5 protein-coding genes are annotated in these 18,932 nt (G+C 68.0%); 4 read left to right on the top strand and 1 reads right to left on the bottom strand.

The window, feature by feature from the left end:
- The first annotated feature begins 247 nt into the window (after nucleotides 1-247).
- The 4 genes from ACZY1I_RS25540 (at nucleotide 248) to ACZY1I_RS25525 (ending at nucleotide 18,173) form a co-directional block, all read left to right on the top strand.
- A complete protein-coding gene (locus ACZY1I_RS25540) occupies nucleotides 248-12,730 on the top strand; it encodes a type I polyketide synthase (protein ID WP_463758956.1) in 12,483 nt (4,160 codons plus the stop codon).
- A gap of 10 nt (nucleotides 12,731-12,740) precedes the next feature.
- Nucleotides 12,741-15,377 carry a sugar epimerase family protein gene (locus ACZY1I_RS25535; protein WP_463758954.1) on the top strand — a complete coding sequence of 879 codons (2,637 nt, stop codon included), beginning with the start codon at nucleotides 12,741-12,743 and terminating at the stop codon, nucleotides 15,375-15,377.
- Between the two features lie 53 nt (nucleotides 15,378-15,430).
- Nucleotides 15,431-17,005: a PE family protein gene (locus ACZY1I_RS25530; RefSeq protein WP_463758952.1), complete on the top strand. Its 1,575-nt coding sequence runs from the start codon at nucleotides 15,431-15,433 to the stop codon at nucleotides 17,003-17,005.
- A gap of 73 nt (nucleotides 17,006-17,078) precedes the next feature.
- A complete protein-coding gene (locus tag ACZY1I_RS25525) occupies nucleotides 17,079-18,173 on the top strand; it encodes a DUF2804 family protein (RefSeq protein ID WP_463758950.1) in 1,095 nt (364 codons plus the stop codon).
- Between the two features lie 30 nt (nucleotides 18,174-18,203).
- Here ACZY1I_RS25525 and ACZY1I_RS25520 read toward each other — a convergent pair whose 3' ends face one another.
- Nucleotides 18,204-18,920: a polyamine aminopropyltransferase gene (locus ACZY1I_RS25520; protein WP_463758948.1), complete on the bottom strand. Its 717-nt coding sequence runs from the start codon at nucleotides 18,918-18,920 to the stop codon at nucleotides 18,204-18,206.
- Between the last annotated feature and the right edge of the window lie 12 nt (nucleotides 18,921-18,932).

Raw genomic sequence — 18,932 nt, 5'->3', positions numbered from 1 at the left:
AGCCCATGGTCTACCCGGGTGCGCTGGTGCTTTAGCAGTTCCTCGTGTAGGCGGGAGTGTCCGAAGTTTTGAAATCCTGCCGGAGTTGGCGATACTCACCTCGAGATTCTTGGGTCGGAGAACTGCGCGCGGATGGTCGGCAAGACCTGAAAATTCGAAGTCGTCAACTTCGCACAGCAACTTTCATGACTCGGCGAGCGCCGCATCCGGCGGGTCAGAGACGACCAAATTAGGCGAGGGGTTAGTAATGGTTGATCAGCTCCAGCACGCGACTGAAGCGTTGCGGAAAGCGCTGGTCCAGGTTGAGCGCCTGAAGCGCAACAACCGTGCGCTCCTGGAGCGGTCGAGCGAGCCGATCGCGATCGTCGGAATGTCGTGCCGTTTCCCTGGTGGGGTCGACTCTCCGGACAGCCTGTGGCAGATGGTGGCCGAAAACCGCGATGTGATCGCAGAGTTCCCCACCGATCGCGGCTGGGACGTCGGCTCGCTATTCGACCCTGACCCCGACGCCGCGCACAAGTCCTACGCCAACACCGGTGGCTTCGTCGACGGTGTCGCAGACTTCGACCCCGCCTTCTTCGGGATCGCGCCGAGCGAGGCGCTGGCGATGGATCCGCAGCACCGCATGCTGTTGGAGCTGTCTTGGGAGGCCTTGGAGCGGGCCGGCATCGATCCGGGTTCGTTACGCGGTAGCGCCACCGGGGTGTTCGCCGGGATCATCGCCCAGGGCTATGGCATGTTTGCTGAAGAGATCGAGGGCTACCGACTTACCGGCATGACGTCCAGCGTCGCGTCCGGCCGGGTGTCCTATGTGCTGGGCCTGGAAGGCCCGGCAGTCTCGGTGGACACGGCGTGTTCGTCTTCGTTGGTTGCGCTGCACATGGCGGTGCAGTCGCTGCGGACGGGGGAGTGCGATCTGGCGATCGCCGGGGGCGCAACCGTCAACGCCACCCCGACGGTGTTCGTCGAGTTCAGTCGGCATCGGGGTCTGGCTCCGGACGGTCGATGCAAGGCCTACGCGGGGGCCGCCGACGGGGTCGGCTGGTCTGAAGGCGGCGCCATCCTGGTGGTGGAGCGACTCTCCGATGCGCAACGGCTCGGGCATCCGGTGTTGGCGGTGGTGCGCGGTTCGGCGGTGAACCAGGACGGTGCTTCCAACGGGTTGACGGCGCCGAACGGTCCATCGCAGCAGCGCGTGGTGCGGGCCGCGTTGGCCAATGCCGGGCTGTCGGTCACCGATGTGGATGCCGTCGAGGGTCACGGCACCGGCACCACGCTGGGTGATCCGATCGAGGCCCAGGCGTTGTTGGCGACCTACGGGCAGGGCAGGTCGGAGGTCGGGCGACAGCCGCTGTGGTTGGGCTCGATCAAGTCGAACATGGGTCACACCCAGGCCGCGGCGGGCGTCGCCGGTGTCATCAAGATGGTCCAGGCGATGCGCCACGAGGTGTTGCCGGCCACCCTGCATGTGGATGCACCCTCGCCGCACGTGGATTGGTCCGCAGGTGCGGTGGAACTGCTGACGCAAGCGCAGCCCTGGCCGGCCGAGGGCCGCGCCCGCCGGGCGGCCGTGTCGTCGTTCGGGATCAGCGGCACCAACGCGCACGTGATCATCGAGTCGGTGTCTGCGATCGAGGCACCGGCGCCCGACGCGGCTCCCAAACCGGCGACAGTTCCGTGGGCGATTTCGGCCAAGTCGGCGTCGGCATTGTGTGCGCAGGCGGGACGGCTGGCCGAGTACGTAACCGACCACGAAGAACTCGACATCGCCGATGTTGCCTGGTCTCTGGCGGGCCGCTCATCGTTTGAACATCGCGCCGTCGTGGTCAGTGCTGACCGGGCCGAGTTGCTGGCCGGTCTGGGTGAATTGGCCTCGGGCGAGCCGGTCAATGTCCTCAGTGGAGCCGCCCAGCCCGCCGGTAAAACCGTCTTCGTCTTCCCCGGCCAAGGCTCGCAATGGGTCGGCATGGGTGTCGAATTGCTGCACAGTGCACCGGTATTCGCCCAGCAGATCGAGGCATGCGCCGAAGCTTTCGCGGATTTCGTCGACTGGTCGCTGACCGACGTGCTTCGCGGCGCGCCCGGCGCACCCGGACTGGACCGCGTCGACGTCGTGCAACCGGTGCTGTTCGCCGTGATGGTGTCGTTGGCCGAATTGTGGAAGTCGGTCGGAGTACGCCCCGACGCCGTCATCGGCCATTCTCAGGGCGAAATCGCTGCCGCATACGTGGCCGGAGCGCTGTCGCTGCGCGACGCCGCCAAGGTGGTGACGATGCGCAGCAAATTGCTGACCGGTCTGGCCGGCCCCGGCGGCATGGTCTCCATCGCGTGCGGTGCCGAGCAGGCCCGAGAGTTGTTGGTGCCCTTCGCCGAACGGATCGACATCGCGGCCGTCAACGGCCGGTCGGCGGTCGTGGTGTCGGGTGAAGTCGCCGCACTGGACGAGCTGATTCAGCTCTGCACCGACCGGGAGCTCCGGGTGCGGCGCATCGACGTGGACTACGCGTCGCACTCCGTCGAGGTCGAGGCGATCCGCGGCGAACTCACCACGGTCCTGGCCGAAATCCAGCCGCAGTCCACGCGGACCGCTTTCTTCTCGACGGTGACCGGAAGCCGTTTGGACACAGCCGATCTGGACGCCGAATACTGGTACCGCAACATCCGCCAGACGGTGCAACTCGACCAGGCGGTGCGCAGCGCGACTGAGCACGGATACCGCGTGTTCATCGAATCCAGCCCGCACCCCGCGTTGATCGCCGGTGTCGAGGACACGGCCAACGATTGCCTGGCCAACGCCGCCGCCGACGTGGAAGCGCTGGTGGTCCCCACCTTGGGCCGCGAAGACGGCGGGCTGCAGCGGTTCTTGTCGTCAGCGGCGACCGCCTTCGTCGGTGGTGTCAACGTGAACTGGCGTGGTTTGTTGGACGGCGCGCGCTTCGTCGAATTGCCGACGTACGCCTTCGACCGGCGCCGATTCTGGCTCTCCAGTGAGGCTTTCGACGCCGACGCCTCCGGTTTGGGGCTTGCGGCCAGCGAGCATGCGCTGTTGCGGGCGGTGGTGGAGTTGCCCGCGTCGGGCGGCGTCATCCTGACCGGCCGGCTTTCGCCCAGCGCCCAAAGCTGGTTGGCCGATCACGCCGTGTCCGGCATGGTGGTGTTCCCCGGTACGGGGTTCGTGGAGTTGGCGATCCGCGCCGGCGACGAGGTCGGCTGTTCAGCGGTCGACGAACTGACACTGCGGTCACCATTGGTGATCCCGGCGGGGAATTCCGTTGCCGTGCAGGTGGTGGTCGGCTCCGCTAGCGAGGGTTCGGCAGAGTCCGCCAAGCGCAGCGTCTCGATCTACTCCCACGCCGACGTCGACGGCGGCTCGGTGTGGGTATGCCACGCCGAAGGCACCCTGAGTACCGGCACGGCCGAGCCAGGCGCCGACCTGACAGCCTGGCCGCCGGCCGGCGCCGTCGCCATCGACTTGGCCGGTGGCTACGAACGGTTGGCGGAGCACGGCTACGGATATGGGCCGGCGTTTCGCGGGCTGACCGCGTTGTGGTCCCGCGGCGAAGAGTTGTTCGCCGAGGTGAGGCTGCCGGAGGCGGCCGGCGGTACGACTGGATTCGGGGTACACCCGGCGCTGTTGGATGCCGCACTGCACGCGGCCGTGCTGGCCAATCCGGCGGCGGAGCTGGTGCTGCCGTTCTCCTGGCAAGGCGTGTCGCTGCACGCGGCGGGCGCGTCGGCGGTTCGGGCGCGGATCGCACCCGTCGGGCAGTCGGCGGTCTCGGTTGAGCTCGCCGACGGTCTGGGGTTGCCGGTGTTGTCGGTCGCCGCCATGGTCGCCCGGCCGGTCAACGAACAACGACTGCGCGCCGCCATCTCCGGATCGGGTCCGGAACGGCTGTTCGAGCTGGCCTGGTCGCCGGCGGCGTCCACCAATGGCGAGGCCCCGTCGTCTTACGAGATCTTCGAATCCGTTGCAATCGACGAAGATCCGGTGACAGCGAGCCATCAGCGCATCCACCAGGCGCTGGCCGCCGTGCAGTCCTGGCTGACCGACCACGAATCCGGGATGCTCGTGGTGGCCACCCGGGGTGCCGTTGCCTTGGCCGGAGCTGACGTCACCGATCTGGCGGGCGCGGCCGTCTGGGGTCTGGTGCGCTCGGCGCAGACCGAAAATCCGGGCCGACTGTTACTCGTCGATTCCGATGTGCCGCTTGATGATTCGACGATGAAAGCGGTCTTTGCGGTCGGCGAACCACAGGTGTTGCTGCGCGGCGGACAGGCGTACACGCCGCGAGTGCGCAGCAGTCGGGCGGTCGAGGGCATTCTGCAACCGCCCGGCGACGGGCCGTGGCGGCTGGGTCTGAGCAGTGCGGGCACCTTCGAAAATCTGCGCCTCGAGCCGGTTCCCAACGCCGAGGCACCGCTGCAGCCCGGCCACGTCCGGGTCGCTCTGCACGCCATCGCAGCCAACTTCCGCGACATCATGATCACGCTGGGCATGTTCACCCACGAAGCGTTACTCGGTGGCGAAGGCGCCGGCGTGGTCGTCGAAGTAGGACCCGGCGTCACTGAATTCGCGGTCGGCGACTCGGTATACGGCTTCTTCCCCGACACCAGCGGCACCCTGGTCCCGGGTGACATCCGGTTGTTGCTTCCGATGCCTTCGGACTGGTCGTATGCCGAAGCCGCGGCGATTTCGGCGGTGTTCACCACTGCGTGGTTCGCCTTCATCGACCTGGCCGCGGTGAAGCCCGGGCAGCGGGTACTGATCCATGCGGCCGCGGGCGGCGTGGGGATGGCGGCCACTCAACTGGCCCGGCACCTGGGTCTGGAGGTGTTCGGCACCGCCAGCAAGGGCAAGTGGGACACCCTGCGGGCCATGGGATTTGACGATGACCACATCTCTGACTCGCGCAGTCTGGACTTCGAAGAGAAGTTCCGCGCCGTCACTGGCGGCGCTGGGTTTGATGTTGTGCTGGACTCGCTGGCCGGCGAATTCGTCGACGCCACACTGCGGTTGGTCGCTCCGGGTGGAGTTTTCCTGGAGATGGGCAAGACCGACATCCGCGACCCCGGCGTCATCGCGCAGCAATACCCGGGAGTGCGGTACCGGGCATTCGACCTGTTCGAGCCCGGCCGTCCGCGCATGCATGAGTACATGCTCGACCTCGCCGAACTCTTCGACGCCGGTGTGCTGCGCCCGTTGCCGGTGACCACGTTCGACATTCGGCGGGCACCGGCGGCACTGCGGTACCTCAGCCAGGCGCGCCACATCGGCAAGGTCGTCATGACCCTGCCTTTCGCGCCGGGTAACGGCATGGGCAAGGGCACCGTCCTGATCACCGGCGGCACCGGCATGGCGGGCTCGGCGTTGGCTCGACACGTCGTGAACCAGCATGGGGTCCGTGATCTGCTGCTGCTGAGTCGGCGGGGTCCGGATGCACCGGGGGCCGCGGAGTTGGTCGCCGAACTGGAGGCCCTGGGTGCGCAGGTGCAGGCGGTGGCGTGCGACGCCTCCGATCGGCCCGCGCTGGCCAAGGTGATCGCCGACATCCCGGTGCAGCGCCCGCTGTCTGCGGTGATTCACGCCGCCGGCGTGCTTGACGACGCGGTGGTGACGTCGCTGACACCCGATCGGGTGGACACCGTGCTGCGCGCCAAGATCGACGCGGCCTGGAACCTGCACGAGCTGACCCGCGACCTGGATGTGTCTGCCTTCGTGATGTTTTCGTCGATGGCCGGACTGGTGGGTTCATCCGGACAGGCCAATTATTCGGCCGCGAACTGCTTCCTCGACGGGTTGGCCGCGCACCGCCGGGCCCATGGGTTGCCGGCGATGTCGCTGGGCTGGGGGCTGTGGGATCAGGCCAGTGCGATGACTGGCGGACTGGACGCCGCCGACCTGGCGCGCCTGGGCCGCGAAGGTGTGCTGGCATTGTCCTCGCAGGAGGCAATGGAACTATTCGACACCGCACTCATCGTCGACGAACCATTCCTGGCGCCGGCACGCATCGACCTGGCCGCGCTACGCGCCCATGCCGTCGCGGTGCCGCCGATGTTCCGCGATCTCGTCAACGCTCCGACAAGGCGGCAGGTCGACGACTCACTGGCTGCGGCCAAGTCAAAGTCGGCGCTCGCGCACCGACTGCACGGGCTGCCCGAGGCTCAACAGCATGCCGTCCTGCTGGAATTGGTGCGCTCGCACATCGCCACCGTGCTCGGAAACGTCGCGCCCGAAGCCATCGATCCCGATAAGGCGTTCCAGGACTTGGGTTTTGATTCGCTGACCGCGGTCGAGATGCGTAACCGGCTCAAATCCGCGACTGGACTTTCACTTTCGCCCACCCTGATCTTCGACTACCCGACGCCGAGTGGTCTGGCTTCCTATATGCGCACCGAGCTCGCCGGGGTACCGCAGGAGATCAAACACACCCCCGCGGTACGTGCCACCGGTGACGACGCCATCGCGATCGTAGGTATGTCCTGCCGCTACCCGGGTGGGGTGGCGTCGCCGGAAGACCTCTGGGACATGGTGATTCAGGGTCGCGACGTACTGTCGGACTTCCCGACCGACCGCGGCTGGGACGTGGCAGGCCTGTACAACCGCGATCCCGACGTGGCCGGCACCTGCTACACCCGCACCGGTGGGTTCCTGGACGGCGTCGCCGACTTCGACCCCTCCTTCTTCGGGATCGCGCCCAGCGAAGCGCTGGCGATGGACCCGCAGCAACGCATGTTCCTCGAGCTGTCGTGGGAAGCGCTGGAACGAGGCGGAATTGAGCCCGGCGCATTGCGGGGCAGCGCGACCGGCGTGTTCGCCGGTGTGTACACCCAGGGCTACGGCATCGGCGCCCCGCAGACCGCGGAGGGATTCCGGTTGACCGGACAGTCCTCGAGTGTCGCGTCTGGCCGGGTGGCCTACGTGCTCGGTCTGGAGGGCCCCGCTGTGTCGGTCGACACCGCATGCTCATCGTCGTTGGTGGCGCTGCACATGGCGGTGCAGTCGCTGCGCTCGGGGGAGTGTGACCTGGCCCTGGCCGGCGGCGTCACTGTCAACGCCACCCCGGACATCTTCGTCGAATTCAGTCGGATGCGCGGGCTCTCGCCCGACGGTCGGTGCAAGGCGTTCGCCGGCGCGGCCGACGGCACCGGTTTCTCTGAGGGCGGCGGAATGCTTGTCGTCGAACGCCTTTCGGATGCGCAGCGGTTAGGGCACCCGGTGCTGGCGGTGGTAGCCGGTTCCGCTATCAACCAGGACGGCGCCTCTAACGGCCTGACCGCACCGAACGGTCCTTCCCAGCAGCGAGTGGTGCGGTCGGCGTTGGCCAGTGCCGGGTTGACGGCGGCCGAGGTGGATGTCGTCGAGGGTCACGGCACGGGCACCATGCTGGGTGATCCGATCGAGGCCCAGGCGTTGCTGGCCACCTATGGCCAGGGCCGGCCGGGCCGACCGCTGTGGTTGGGCTCGATCAAGTCGAATATGGGCCACACCCAAGCGGCCGCCGGCGTCGGCGGCGTGATCAAGATGGTGCAGGCGATGCGCCATGAACTGCTGCCGGCGACATTGCACGTCGATGAGCCCAGCCCGCACGTGGATTGGTCGGCTGGATCCGTCGAACTGCTGACGCAGGCACAGCCGTGGCCGGCCGAGCCGGCATCCGGGCGGGTACGCCGCGCGGGTGTGTCGTCGTTCGGCATCAGCGGCACCAACGCCCACGTGATCATCGAATCGGTTCCGGCCCCGGCCGCCGTCGAGTTGGCTGGGCGCAAACCGGCTGTACTGCCATGGGTGATATCGGCCAAGTCGGACTCGGCACTGCAGAACCAGGCGGCACGGTTGGCCGAATACATCGGCGGCCGTGACGAACTGGATGCTACCGACGTCGGTTGGTCGCTCGCCGGCCGAACTTCTTTCGATCATCGGGCAGTCGTCATCGGCGGCAACCGAGACGAGCTGCTGGCCGAGTTGGATGAGCTGGCCTCCGGCGAGCTCGGCGTGGTCGTCCGTGGTGTCGCCCAGCCCGCCGGCAAGACCGTCTTCGTCTTCCCCGGGCAGGGCTCCCAGTTGTTGGGCATGGGCATGGGGCTGCATGCCACGTATCCGGTGTTCGCTGAGGCGTTCAACACGGTGGTCGGCGAGTTGGACCGCCACCTGTTGCGGCCACTGCGTGAGGTGATGTGGGGTCACGACGAAAACATCTTGAATACAACTGAATTCGCTCAGCCGGCGTTGTTCGCCATCGAGGTTGCGATGTTCCGGCTGCTGGAGTCGTGGGGTGTGCGGCCCGATTTCGTGATGGGGCACTCCGTCGGCGAGTTGTCCGCCGCGCATGTCGCGGGTGTGCTGTCGCTGGAAAATGCCGCGGTGCTGGTGGCGGCGCGCAGCCGCTTCATGCAGAGGTTGGCGCCCGGCGGTGCGATGGTCGCGGTGCAGGCCACCGAGGAGGAGGTCGCACCGCTGCTGAGCCCCGAGGTCAGTATCGCCGCGGTCAACGGGCCGGCGGCGGTGGTGATTTCCGGTGCCGAAGACGCAGTCATCGCGATCGCCGAGCGCCTCCGGGCGGATGGCCGCCGCGTCCACCAACTCGCGGTATCGCACGCCTTCCATTCGCCGCTGATGGATCCGATGATCGACGAGTTCGCCGCCGTCGCAGCCGGATTGCCGATCGGGCAGCCCACCATCCCGATCATCTCGAACCTGACCGGGCAACCGGTCGGAGATGACTTCGGGACCGCGGGGTACTGGAAGCGCCATGTCCGGGAGCCCGTGCGGTTCGCCGACAGCATCCGTTACGCACAGTCGGCAGGTGCGACCCGTTTCCTCGAGGTCGGGCCCGCAGGCGGGTTGACGGCATCGATCGAAGAGACGCTGCCCGACGCGCCGGTCACCGCGATTTCCGCTCTGCGCAAGGACCGGCCCGAGCCGACGACACTGACCAACGCGGTGGCTCAGGCCTTCGTCACGGGTGCCACGGTCGACTGGCCGGCAGTGCTGGGGCGGGCAAACTTCGTCGAACTGCCGACGTATGCCTTTGAGCGTCGCAGGTTCTGGCTGTCCAACGACGGCGCTGCCGTCGACGCCGCTGGTCTGGGTCTGGCGGCCAGCGAACACGCGCTGCTGGGCGCGGTGGTTGACCTGCCGGCCTCGGGCGGGGTGGTGCTGACGGGCAGACTGTCCACCGCGACGCACAGTTGGCTCGCTGACCACGCCGTGGGCGGCGTCGTGATCTTCCCGGGCGCAGGCTTTGTGGAGTTGGCCATCCGGGCCGGTGACGAGGTCGGCTGCTCGGTGGTCGACGAACTCACGTTGGCAGCGCCGCTGATCTTGCCGGAAGCGGGTTCGGTTGCGGTGCAAGTAGTGGTCGACGCTGCCAACGAATCGGGTTCGCGCGGCGTTTCGGTGTTCTCTCGCGCCGACACTGGGTCGGGTTGGCTGCTGCACGCCGAGGGATCGGTGAGTTCCGCTGCGGTGCAAGCCAACACGGATACCTCGGTGTGGCCGCCGGCAGGCGCCCAACCGGTGGATGTCGCCGGGACCTACGAGTGGATGGCTGAGCGCGGGTACGGATACGGTCCGGCCTTCCAGGGCTTGACCGCGATGTGGCGACGCGGCGACGAACTGTTCGCCGAGGTGTCGCTGCCGGCCACCGCGGGACTTTCGCCGACCGGCTTCGGTGTGCACCCGGTGGTGCTGGATGCGGCGTTGCACGCAATCATCGTCGGCGCCAGCGCCGATGAGCGCCGCACCGACGGTGTCCTGGTGCCGTTCGCCTGGCAGGGCGTGTCGTTGCACGCCGCGGGCGCTTCGGCGGTACGAGCCCGCATCACCCCGACCGGCCCGTCGTCGGTATCGGTGGAGTTGACGGACGCACTCGGTCTGCCGGTGCTGTCGGTGGCGTCGATGGTGGCCCGCCCGGTGACCGAGCAGCAGCTCAAGGCTGCGTTGTCGGGTTCGGCCGGCGACCGCCTCTTCGAAGTCGTCTGGTCACCCGCGCCGGTGGTGCCTACGCCAAACACACCGCCGTACGAGGTGTTCAAGTCCGAACCGGTGCCCGGAGACACCCTGGCGGGCGTCTACACCGCGACGCATCGCGCGTTGGGTGTCGTCCAGTCCTGGTTGACCGAGCACGACTCGGGAGTGCTGGTGGTCGCGACCCAGGGCGCGATGACGCTTCCGGGTGAGAATGTCACCGATCTGGCCGGCGCCGCGGTGTGGGGCCTGGTGCGTTCGGCGCAGACCGAGCATCCCGGCCGGATCGTGCTGGTCGACGCCGATGTACCCGTCGGCGACGAGGAGGCGGTGGCCGTCCTGGCCGTCGGTGAGCCACAGGTGGTGTTGCGCAACGGCGTCACCCACATTGCCCGCGTGCACGGCAGTCGCGCGGTGCGGGGGCTGTTGGTGCCGCCGGGCGGTGTTCCGTGGCGCCTGGGCATGAGCGTCGCGGGCACCTTCGAGAATCTGCGCATGGAACCACTCCCGGACGCGGATGCGCCGCTGGCGCCGCGTCACGTGCGTGTCGCGACCAGCGCTATGGCCGCCAACTTCCGCGACGTGATGATCGCGCTGGGTCTCTACCCAGACGAAAATGCGGCCATGGGTGTCGAGGCTTCCGGTACGGTGCTCGAAACCGCTTCCGAGGCAAGCATTTTCCAGGCGGGCGACCGGGTCACCGGCCTGTTCCCGGAAGGCACCGGGGCCGTTGCGACCACCGACGAGCGGCTGCTGATCAAGGTGCCGACGGGTTGGTCCGACACCGATGCCGCCACTGCGCCGGTCGTTTTCGCCACGGCGTACTACGCGCTGAAGGTCCTGGCCGATGTACAGCCCGGACAGCGGATTCTGGTGCACGCGGCGGCGGGCGGCGTCGGCATGGCCGCCGTCCAACTGGCCCGGCACTGGGGGGTGGAGGTCTTCGCCACCGCCAGTAAGGGCAAGTGGGACACCCTGCGGGCCATGGGCTTTGACGACGAGCACATCGGTGACTCCCGCAGCGTGGAGTTCGAGGACAAGTTCCGTGCCGCCACAGATGGTCAGGGCGTGGACGTGGTGCTCGACTCGCTGTCCGGTGAATTCGTCGACGCCTCGCTGCGACTCGTCGCTGCGGGCGGCGCCTTCCTGGAGATGGGCAAGACCGATATCCGTGACGCGGCCGAGGTGGCCGAACAGCACCCGGGTGTGCGCTACCGCGCGTTCGACCTGTTCGAAGCCGGACCCGACCACATCCAGCAGATGCTCGCCACGCTGGCCGGATTCTTTGCCGACGAAGTGCTGAAACCCCTGCCGGCCAAGATTTTTGATGTGCGACGGGCTCCGGCCGCGTTGCGCTACCTCGGCCAGGCGCGCCACGTCGGCAAGGTCGTGATGAACATGACCGACGCTGCAGGCGGGGGTCTGGGAACGGGCACCGTCCTGATCACCGGCGGCACCGGCATGGCCGGCTCGGCGCTGGCCCGTCACGTGGTGACCCGGCACCAGGTGCGGCACCTGTTGTTGGTGAGCCGTCGTGGCCTGGATGCACCGGGGGCCCAAGAGCTGACCGCCGAACTCACGGCCGCCGGCGCCCAGGTCCAGGTCGTCGCGTGTGACGCGGCCGATCGGGAATCGTTGGCCAAGGTGCTCGCCGATATTCCGGCGCAGCATCCGCTGTCCGCGGTCATCCATGCGGCGGGCACACTCGACGACGCGGTGGTGACGTCGTTGACTCCGGACCGTGTCGATGCGACATTGCGGGCCAAGGTGGACGCGGCGTGGAACCTGCACGAATTGACCCGCGATCTGGATCTGTCGGCGTTCGTGCTGTTCTCCTCGATCGCCGGTTTGGCAGGTGCGTCCGGTCAGGCCAACTACGCCGCCGGTAACTCGTTCCTGGACGCGCTGGCGGCATACCGGCACGAGCGGGGTCTGCCCGCCGTCGCGCTCGGGTGGGGGCTGTGGGATCAGGCCAGCAGCATGACCGGCGAACTGGGGAAGGCCGACCTGGCGCGGTTCGCCCGCGACGGAATCGTCGCGATGTCGTCCCAGGAAGCGCTCGAATTGCTCGACACCGCGCTGATTGTGGACGAGCCGTTCCTGCTGCCGGCCCACATCGACTTGGTGGCGTTGCGCGCGAAGTTCGACGCAGGCACGTTGCCGCCGATGTTCGTCGATCTGATCAACGCTCCGGCGCGACGTCAGGTCGACGACTCGCTCGCCGCCGCGAAGTCGAAGTCGGCGCTGCTGCAACGGCTCGAGGGCCTGCCTGAAGACGAGCAGCTGGCCATCCTGCTGGATCTGGTGCGTTCGCATATTGCCACCGTGCTGGGCAGCAGCACTCCCGAGGCCATCGACCCGGACCGGGCGTTCCAGGAGCTGGGCTTCGACTCACTGACTGCGGTGGAGATGCGCAACCGGCTCAAAGCGGCTACCGGGCTGGCACTTTCGCCGACGCTGATCTTCGACTATCCGAACTCGACAGCGCTGGCCGGCTACTTCCACCAGGAACTGCTCGGCGGTGAAGGCCAGACCGCGACGGCACTGGCGCCCGGCGAAGAGGAACTGCAACGCGTCGTGGCCTCGATCCCGGTAAAGCGGCTGCGGCAGGCCGGGGTGCTTGATCTGTTGCTGGCGTTGGCCAACGAGAGCGACGGCAACGAGCTCGCGGCCGCGACAGCCGAATCCGCCGGGAAAGACATCGCGGACATGGACCTCGACGACCTCGTCAACGCGGCGTTCATGAACGACGACGAGTAGGCCCGGTCACGTGAAAATCACCGTCACCGGGGCCAGCGGTGTGCTGGGCCGCGGCCTGGTCGCCAGATTGCTCAGCCAAGGCCACCAGGTCACCGGCATCGCCCGTCACCGTCCCGAAAGCTGGCCCAGTGCGGCAGATTTCGTGGTCGGTGACATTCAGGATATGGCCGCGGTCCGACGTGCTGTTGCCGGCGCGGACGTCGTCGCGCACTGTGCGTGGGGGGCGGATGCAGCCGTTAAGGCCAATGGCGGGATCAATATTGCGGGCGTAACCAACGTGCTCTCGGCAATGGCCGAGACCGGTGCCGCGCGCATCGTCTTCCCGTCTTCGGCGCACGTCTACGGCGCCACGACGACACCGGTGACAGAGCGGGATTCACCGCGCCCCGAAACCGCGATCGGTAAGCAGAAGGCCCGCGCCGAGCAACTGCTTGCCGAATCAGGCGCGCAATGGGTGGCGATCCGCTGCCCGCTCATCGTGGGCCGCGGCGTCAACAACGGTTTGCGTCGCCTGCTGGCACTCCCGGTGCTGCCCACCGCGACTGCCGACCGTCGGATGCAATTAGTCCACACCGACGACGCGCTCAGACTTTTGATCCAGGCCATCGAAGACGAAAGTCCCAGCGGTCCAGTTAATCTCGCCGCGACGGGCACACCGACTTTCCGTGAGATCGGCGCGGCGCTGCACCGGCCCGTGGTGCCGCTCAGTGATCGGTGGGCGGCGTTGGGACGACGGCTGCCCCGTTTGTCCGAACTGCAAGCCGATCTGCAACAGCTGCAACACCCCCCGTTGATGGACACCGCCAGCCTGCGCGACGACTGGGGCTTCACGCCGGCCTGGAACGCCGAGGAATCCCTGACCGACTTCGCGTTGGCGGTGCGGGGGCGAGTTACGGTGGGCAAGCGTGTGCTGTCGCTGCCATGGCGGCTGGCACCCATCCAGGATCTGCCCGCGGTGGACACCCTCGCCGACGACGGCGTTGAGCCCAAATTTGCCGGCCCAGAAGATGGCAACGGCGAATTCGACACCCCGATCGACCCGCGGTTTCCAACCTTCTTGGCCACCAACCTGTCCGAAGCGCTGCCCGGCCCGTTCTCACCGTCGTCGGCGTCGGTCACCGTGCGGGGTCTTCGCGCCGGTGGTGTGATCATCGCCGAACGGCTGCGTCCCGGCGGGGTGATCCAGAAGGAAATGGCGATGCGGACCGTGGCGGTGTTCGCGCACCGCCTCTACGGGGCCATCACCTCGGCGCACTTCATGGCCGAAACGGTGCCATTCGCTAAACCGGCGACAATCGTCAGCAACAGCGGGTTCTTCGGTCCCAGCATGGGTTCGCTGCCGATCTTCGGCGAAGAGCGGCCCCCGTCGGAAACGAATCCAGTGCGCCGGCAACTGCGCACCGTGCGCAATATCGGCGTCTTCGGCGTCAACCTGGTGGGCCTGAGCGCTGGTTCACTCGGCGACACCCGCGACTATCTGGACGATGTCGAGCGCTTGGAACAACTCGTCGGTGATGACGTCACCGGATTGGATGATCGGCGACTGCAGAGTCTGATCCTGTTGGCGCGCGACCACGTCGTACACGGCTGGCTGCTGGCGTCCGGCTCGTTCATGCTCTGCGCCGCATTTAACGTCTTACTGCGCGCGCTGTGCGGGCGGGCGACCGCGCCGGCCGCCGGGCCGGAACTGGTCAGTGCGCGATCGGTGGAGGCCGTGCAACGGCTGGCGCTCGCCGCGCAGCAGGACCCGAGCGTGATCCGCGTGCTGGCCGAGCCCGGGGAACGGCTGGACAAGCTCGCCGTCGAGGTGCCCGACTTCCACTCCGCGGTCCTGGCCGAACTCGCCCTGATGGGCCACCGCGGTCCGGCTGAGGTCGAGATGCTGTCGACCAGCTACGCCGACGACCCTGAACTGCTCGTCCGGATGGTGACCAAAGCGTTGAGCGCGCCACCGGCACCGCAGCCGCAGCACGCTCCAATTCCTTTGCACGCCAAGCCTGTTGCGGTGTTGGCCGCGCGGCAGTTGCGTGACCGCGAGGTCCGGCGGGACCGTATGGTCCGGGCCATCTGGGTACTGCGCGGCCTGCTGCGTGAGTACGGGCGACGGCTGACCGACTCCGGTGTCTTCCAGACCGCCGACGACGTGTTCTACCTGTTGGTCGACGAACTCGATGCGCTGCCGCCCAACGTTTCCGATCTCGTCGCGCGCCGTCGCGCCGAGCAGCGCCGGTTGCTGGCCGTAGTCCCACCGACCGTCTTCAGTGGCAGTTGGCAGCCGACGTCGGCCTCGGTGCCGATCCTGGCCGGCGGAGATACCCTGCGCGGTGTCGGCGTCTGCGGTGGACGGGTGCGCGGCCGGGTCCGGATCGTGCGACCCGAGACCATCGACGACCTGCAACCCGGCGAGATCCTGGTGGCCGAGGTCACCGACGTCGGATATACCGCCGCCTTCTGTTACGCCGCCGCAGTCGTCACCGAACTCGGCGGACCCATGTCCCATGCCGCCGTAGTGGCACGGGAGTTCGGATTCCCTTGCGTCGTGGATGTCCAGGGTGCCACGAAGTCGTTGCCGCCCGGCGCGCTGGTGGAGGTGGACGGCACGACTGGAGAGATCCACGTGCTCGAGCCGCCCAAATCCACGGAATAGGCCCCTTTTAGGGATACTCTTTGCTGCACGTCCGGCGGGCCGGGAGGTGCGCGATGTCGTTCGTGTTCGCGACGCCAAAGTGGATGGCGGCAGCGGCAGCGGATCTGGCTGCCGTCGGCTCGGTTGTCAACGCGGCCAACGTAATTGCGACGAGACCGACCGTCGGCCTGCTGGCCGCCGGAGCCGATGAGGTTTCCGTTGGCATCGCTGCGTTATTCAGTGAGCACGCGCTTGGCTATCAGGAGCTCAGCGCCCGAGCCGAGGCCTTTCACGCCCAGTTCGTGCGAGCCCTGAACGCGGGCGCCACGTCCTACGCCAGTGCTGAGGCCACGGCGATCACCGATCTGCTCCAGCTGATCAACCTGCCGACTCAGCTCCTGTTTGGCCGTCCGTTGATCGGCAACGGCACCGACGGCGCTGCGGGGACTGGCGGCGACGGCGGGGGCGGCGGCCTGTTGTTCGGTAACGGCGGTGCCGGCGGCTCCGGCGGCGGCGCACACCCCGCGGGCGGAAGAGGCGGCGCCGCAGGGCTGTTCGGCAATGGCGGGGCGGGTGGCGCAGGTGCCGTCGGTGCGATCGGTGGGTCCGGCGGGAACGGCGGCTGGTTGTTCGGCAACGGCGGTGCCGGGGGCGCCGGCGGCAACGCGGCCGCCGCTATCGGGGGCCTTGGTGGCGCGGGAGGGCAGGCCATCCTGTTCGGCGCCGGCGGGACCGGCGGCGCCGGCGGTCTGGGCGCCAATGGCGGTGGCAACGGTGGCGCGGGCGGCTGGGGCGGACTGCTGGTCGGCAATGGAGCCGCCGGCGGAGCGGGCGGCATGGCGACCGCGGCAGGTAACGGCGGAGTCGGCGGGTCCGGCGGAAACGCCTGGCTGATCGGTGACGGTGGCGCCGGTGGTCAAGGCGCAGCAGCGACGGCATCAACGGCGACGGGCGGGCTCGGAGGGTTCGGAGGAGCTGGCGGCAACGGCGGGATAGTCGTTGGCAACGGGGGATTGGGCGGTGCCGGCGGAACCAGCGCAGCAGGTGGGATCAGCGGGACCGGCGGCAGGGGTGGCGACGCCGGACTCATCGGCACCGGTGGAGCGGGCGGAGCCGGTGGTACGGGTGGCGGCCACTTCAGTGAGGCCGGGGGAGTCGGCGGCAACGGCGGCGCCGGCGGGTTGCTCTTCGGCAACGGTGGTGCGGGCGGGGCGGGGGGAGATGCGCTGGCCCAAGCCATAGGTGCCGGCGGGACCGGCGGAATCGGAGGTGCCGGGGGCGCCGGCCGATTATTCGGTGACGGCGGCCTCGGCGGAGCCGGCGGTGTCGGCGGCCAGGCGAACAACCCGGGCGACCCGGGCGGCGCCGGAGCTCAGGGTGGACGCGGTGGGTCCGGCGGATGGATATTCGGCAACGGTGCCGCCGGTGGACGCGGTGGCGCTGGTGGATCGGCGGTCGCAGGTGCCGGCGGGCAGGGCGGCAACGGCGGCAGCGGGGGATCCGCCACCCTGATCGGCGACGGCGGAAACGGAGGAGCCGGTGGGACAGGCGGATCGGGCGCGCCCAATGGCCTTGGTGGCGCTGGCGGCAGCGGTGGTCTGGGTGGGCTGCTGATCGGTAGCAACGGCAGCGGTGGTCTGCCCGGATAATCCGAATGCGGCGGCGCCGTTAAAGAGCGAAGTCGTCAAAAAGCGAATGAGCCCGCTTCGGTACGCTCCGGCGGTGGACACCGACACTCCGCCGACCGGTCACCCGTCCGGCGCGCCGCGTACGCACGAGCCGCCACCCCCGCAGCTTGTGCTCGACGGTCGCTATCAGTTCGGTACGTACAACGGTCCGATCCCGCGGATCAACCCGCTTGATGTCGTCACCGCCACCGGAGCGCGTGGTCGCCTGCAGCGCGTCGCGCGCAACGCCCGGCTCAAGGAGTGGGAGGCGTTTCAGCTCGGTGACGACGCGGTGTTCGTGCTCGGCGCCGTCTACGACACGAAGTCGATCTCGCTGCTACAGGTGCTGGTCGTCGACAAGCATGCGGCCACGATCCGTCGTTGGGAGCAGAAGGTGCCGACGTCGATGGTGCACGTCGCGCGCGGCCTGAACCACACCCGGTCCCACGGTCACGTCGGGCGCTTCTCGATGCAGCTGACCAACGAGATGGGCTCGGGCCTGGTCGCGGTGGACGCCAGCCACCCTGGGCGCGGCGCGCTACCGCCGCTCGAGTTGCACGGCGCCGGGCGCTGCGGCCCCGGAGAGGCGGGGCACCTCGTGATCTGCCACCCCTTCGCCGACGATCGTGCGCTGTACTCGCACAAGACGATGATGCCGTTCGCCGGTACGCTCCGCGCGGGCGCCGAGCTCAATGTCTTCGACCCCGACCGTTCGTTCATGATCCTCGACGACCACCACGGGGACTACCCCATGCCGATGAAGTACGACTGGGTAACCGCAGTGCGCCGCAACGATGAGGGCCGGGTCGAGGGCTTCAATCTGACCGACAACCAGGTGCGCGACCCGCAGCGCTACAACGAGAACGCCGTCTGGCTCGGGGACCGGGTCCACCGCCTGCCCGCCGTCCGCGTGGAACGGCCCGACGGACCCTGGGGTACCTGGATCGTGCGCGACGTCGGCGGGTCGGGCCAGATCGACGTGCGGTTCACGCCGACCGTCCGCTCCGAAATGCATGTGGGCCCCCGCCGTTCGCTCGCGGAGTATTACGCGCCCTACGGATGGTACGAAGGCCGGATCCACACCGACGACGTCGACCTTTCGGTCAACGGCATGTTCGGTGTAGGCGAACAGAAGTTCATCCGCGTCTGAACCCCGGGCCGCGGGCGTGACCGGCGCACATCAGGACCGGGTCGCAAGGTAGATGGTGGCGCAGGACCGGCCTCCGGTGAGTGGGTTGTCGAACCAAACCTGCTGGGCTTCGACGTCGGTGAACACGGTTTCGAGGACCGCGCTGAAGTCCTCGTCCGGTGCATCGTCGGACCACATGGCGAACGTGCCACCCGGCACGATATGAGCGGATGCGGCTTGTAGGCCGTCGTGGGTGTAGAAGTCAGCGTGTAGATCGTGGAGCAGGTGGCGGGGCGAGTGGTCGATGTCGAGCAGGATCGCGTCATAGGTTCGGCCAGGGCGCTCCGGATCGAATCCCGCCACGCTGGTGGCGGTGGCGAAGAAGTCGGCGCACACCAGGGCGATGCGGCTGTCGGCGGCCAGGCCAACCGTATCCGGAAGCAGGTCGCGTTCGTGCCAGCCGATCACCGCATCGGAGTATTCGATAACTGTCAGGGTCCGAATCCGTTCGCACTCCAACGCTTCTCGCGCTGTATAGCCGAGGCCGAGGCCACCAACGACGACATCCAGGCCCGGTCCGGGCGTCCTCTCGAGGGCCAGCCGGGCCAGTTCCCGTTCGGCGACAGTGAACAGGCTCGACATCAGGTACTCGTCATCGAGCTTGACCTCATACACATCGGTGCGCACCGAAAGATCGAATCGGCGCCGCAAGCTGATCACGCCCATCGGAGTCTGCCGCCAGCCCAACTCCTCGAAGCGTGCGCTCATCAAAGCGACAAT

This window comes from Mycobacterium sp. IDUB_37, from assembly GCF_055419245.1.
The sequence above is the reverse complement of the archived record's forward strand: the minus strand, read 5'-3'. Positions and strand labels throughout refer to the sequence as shown.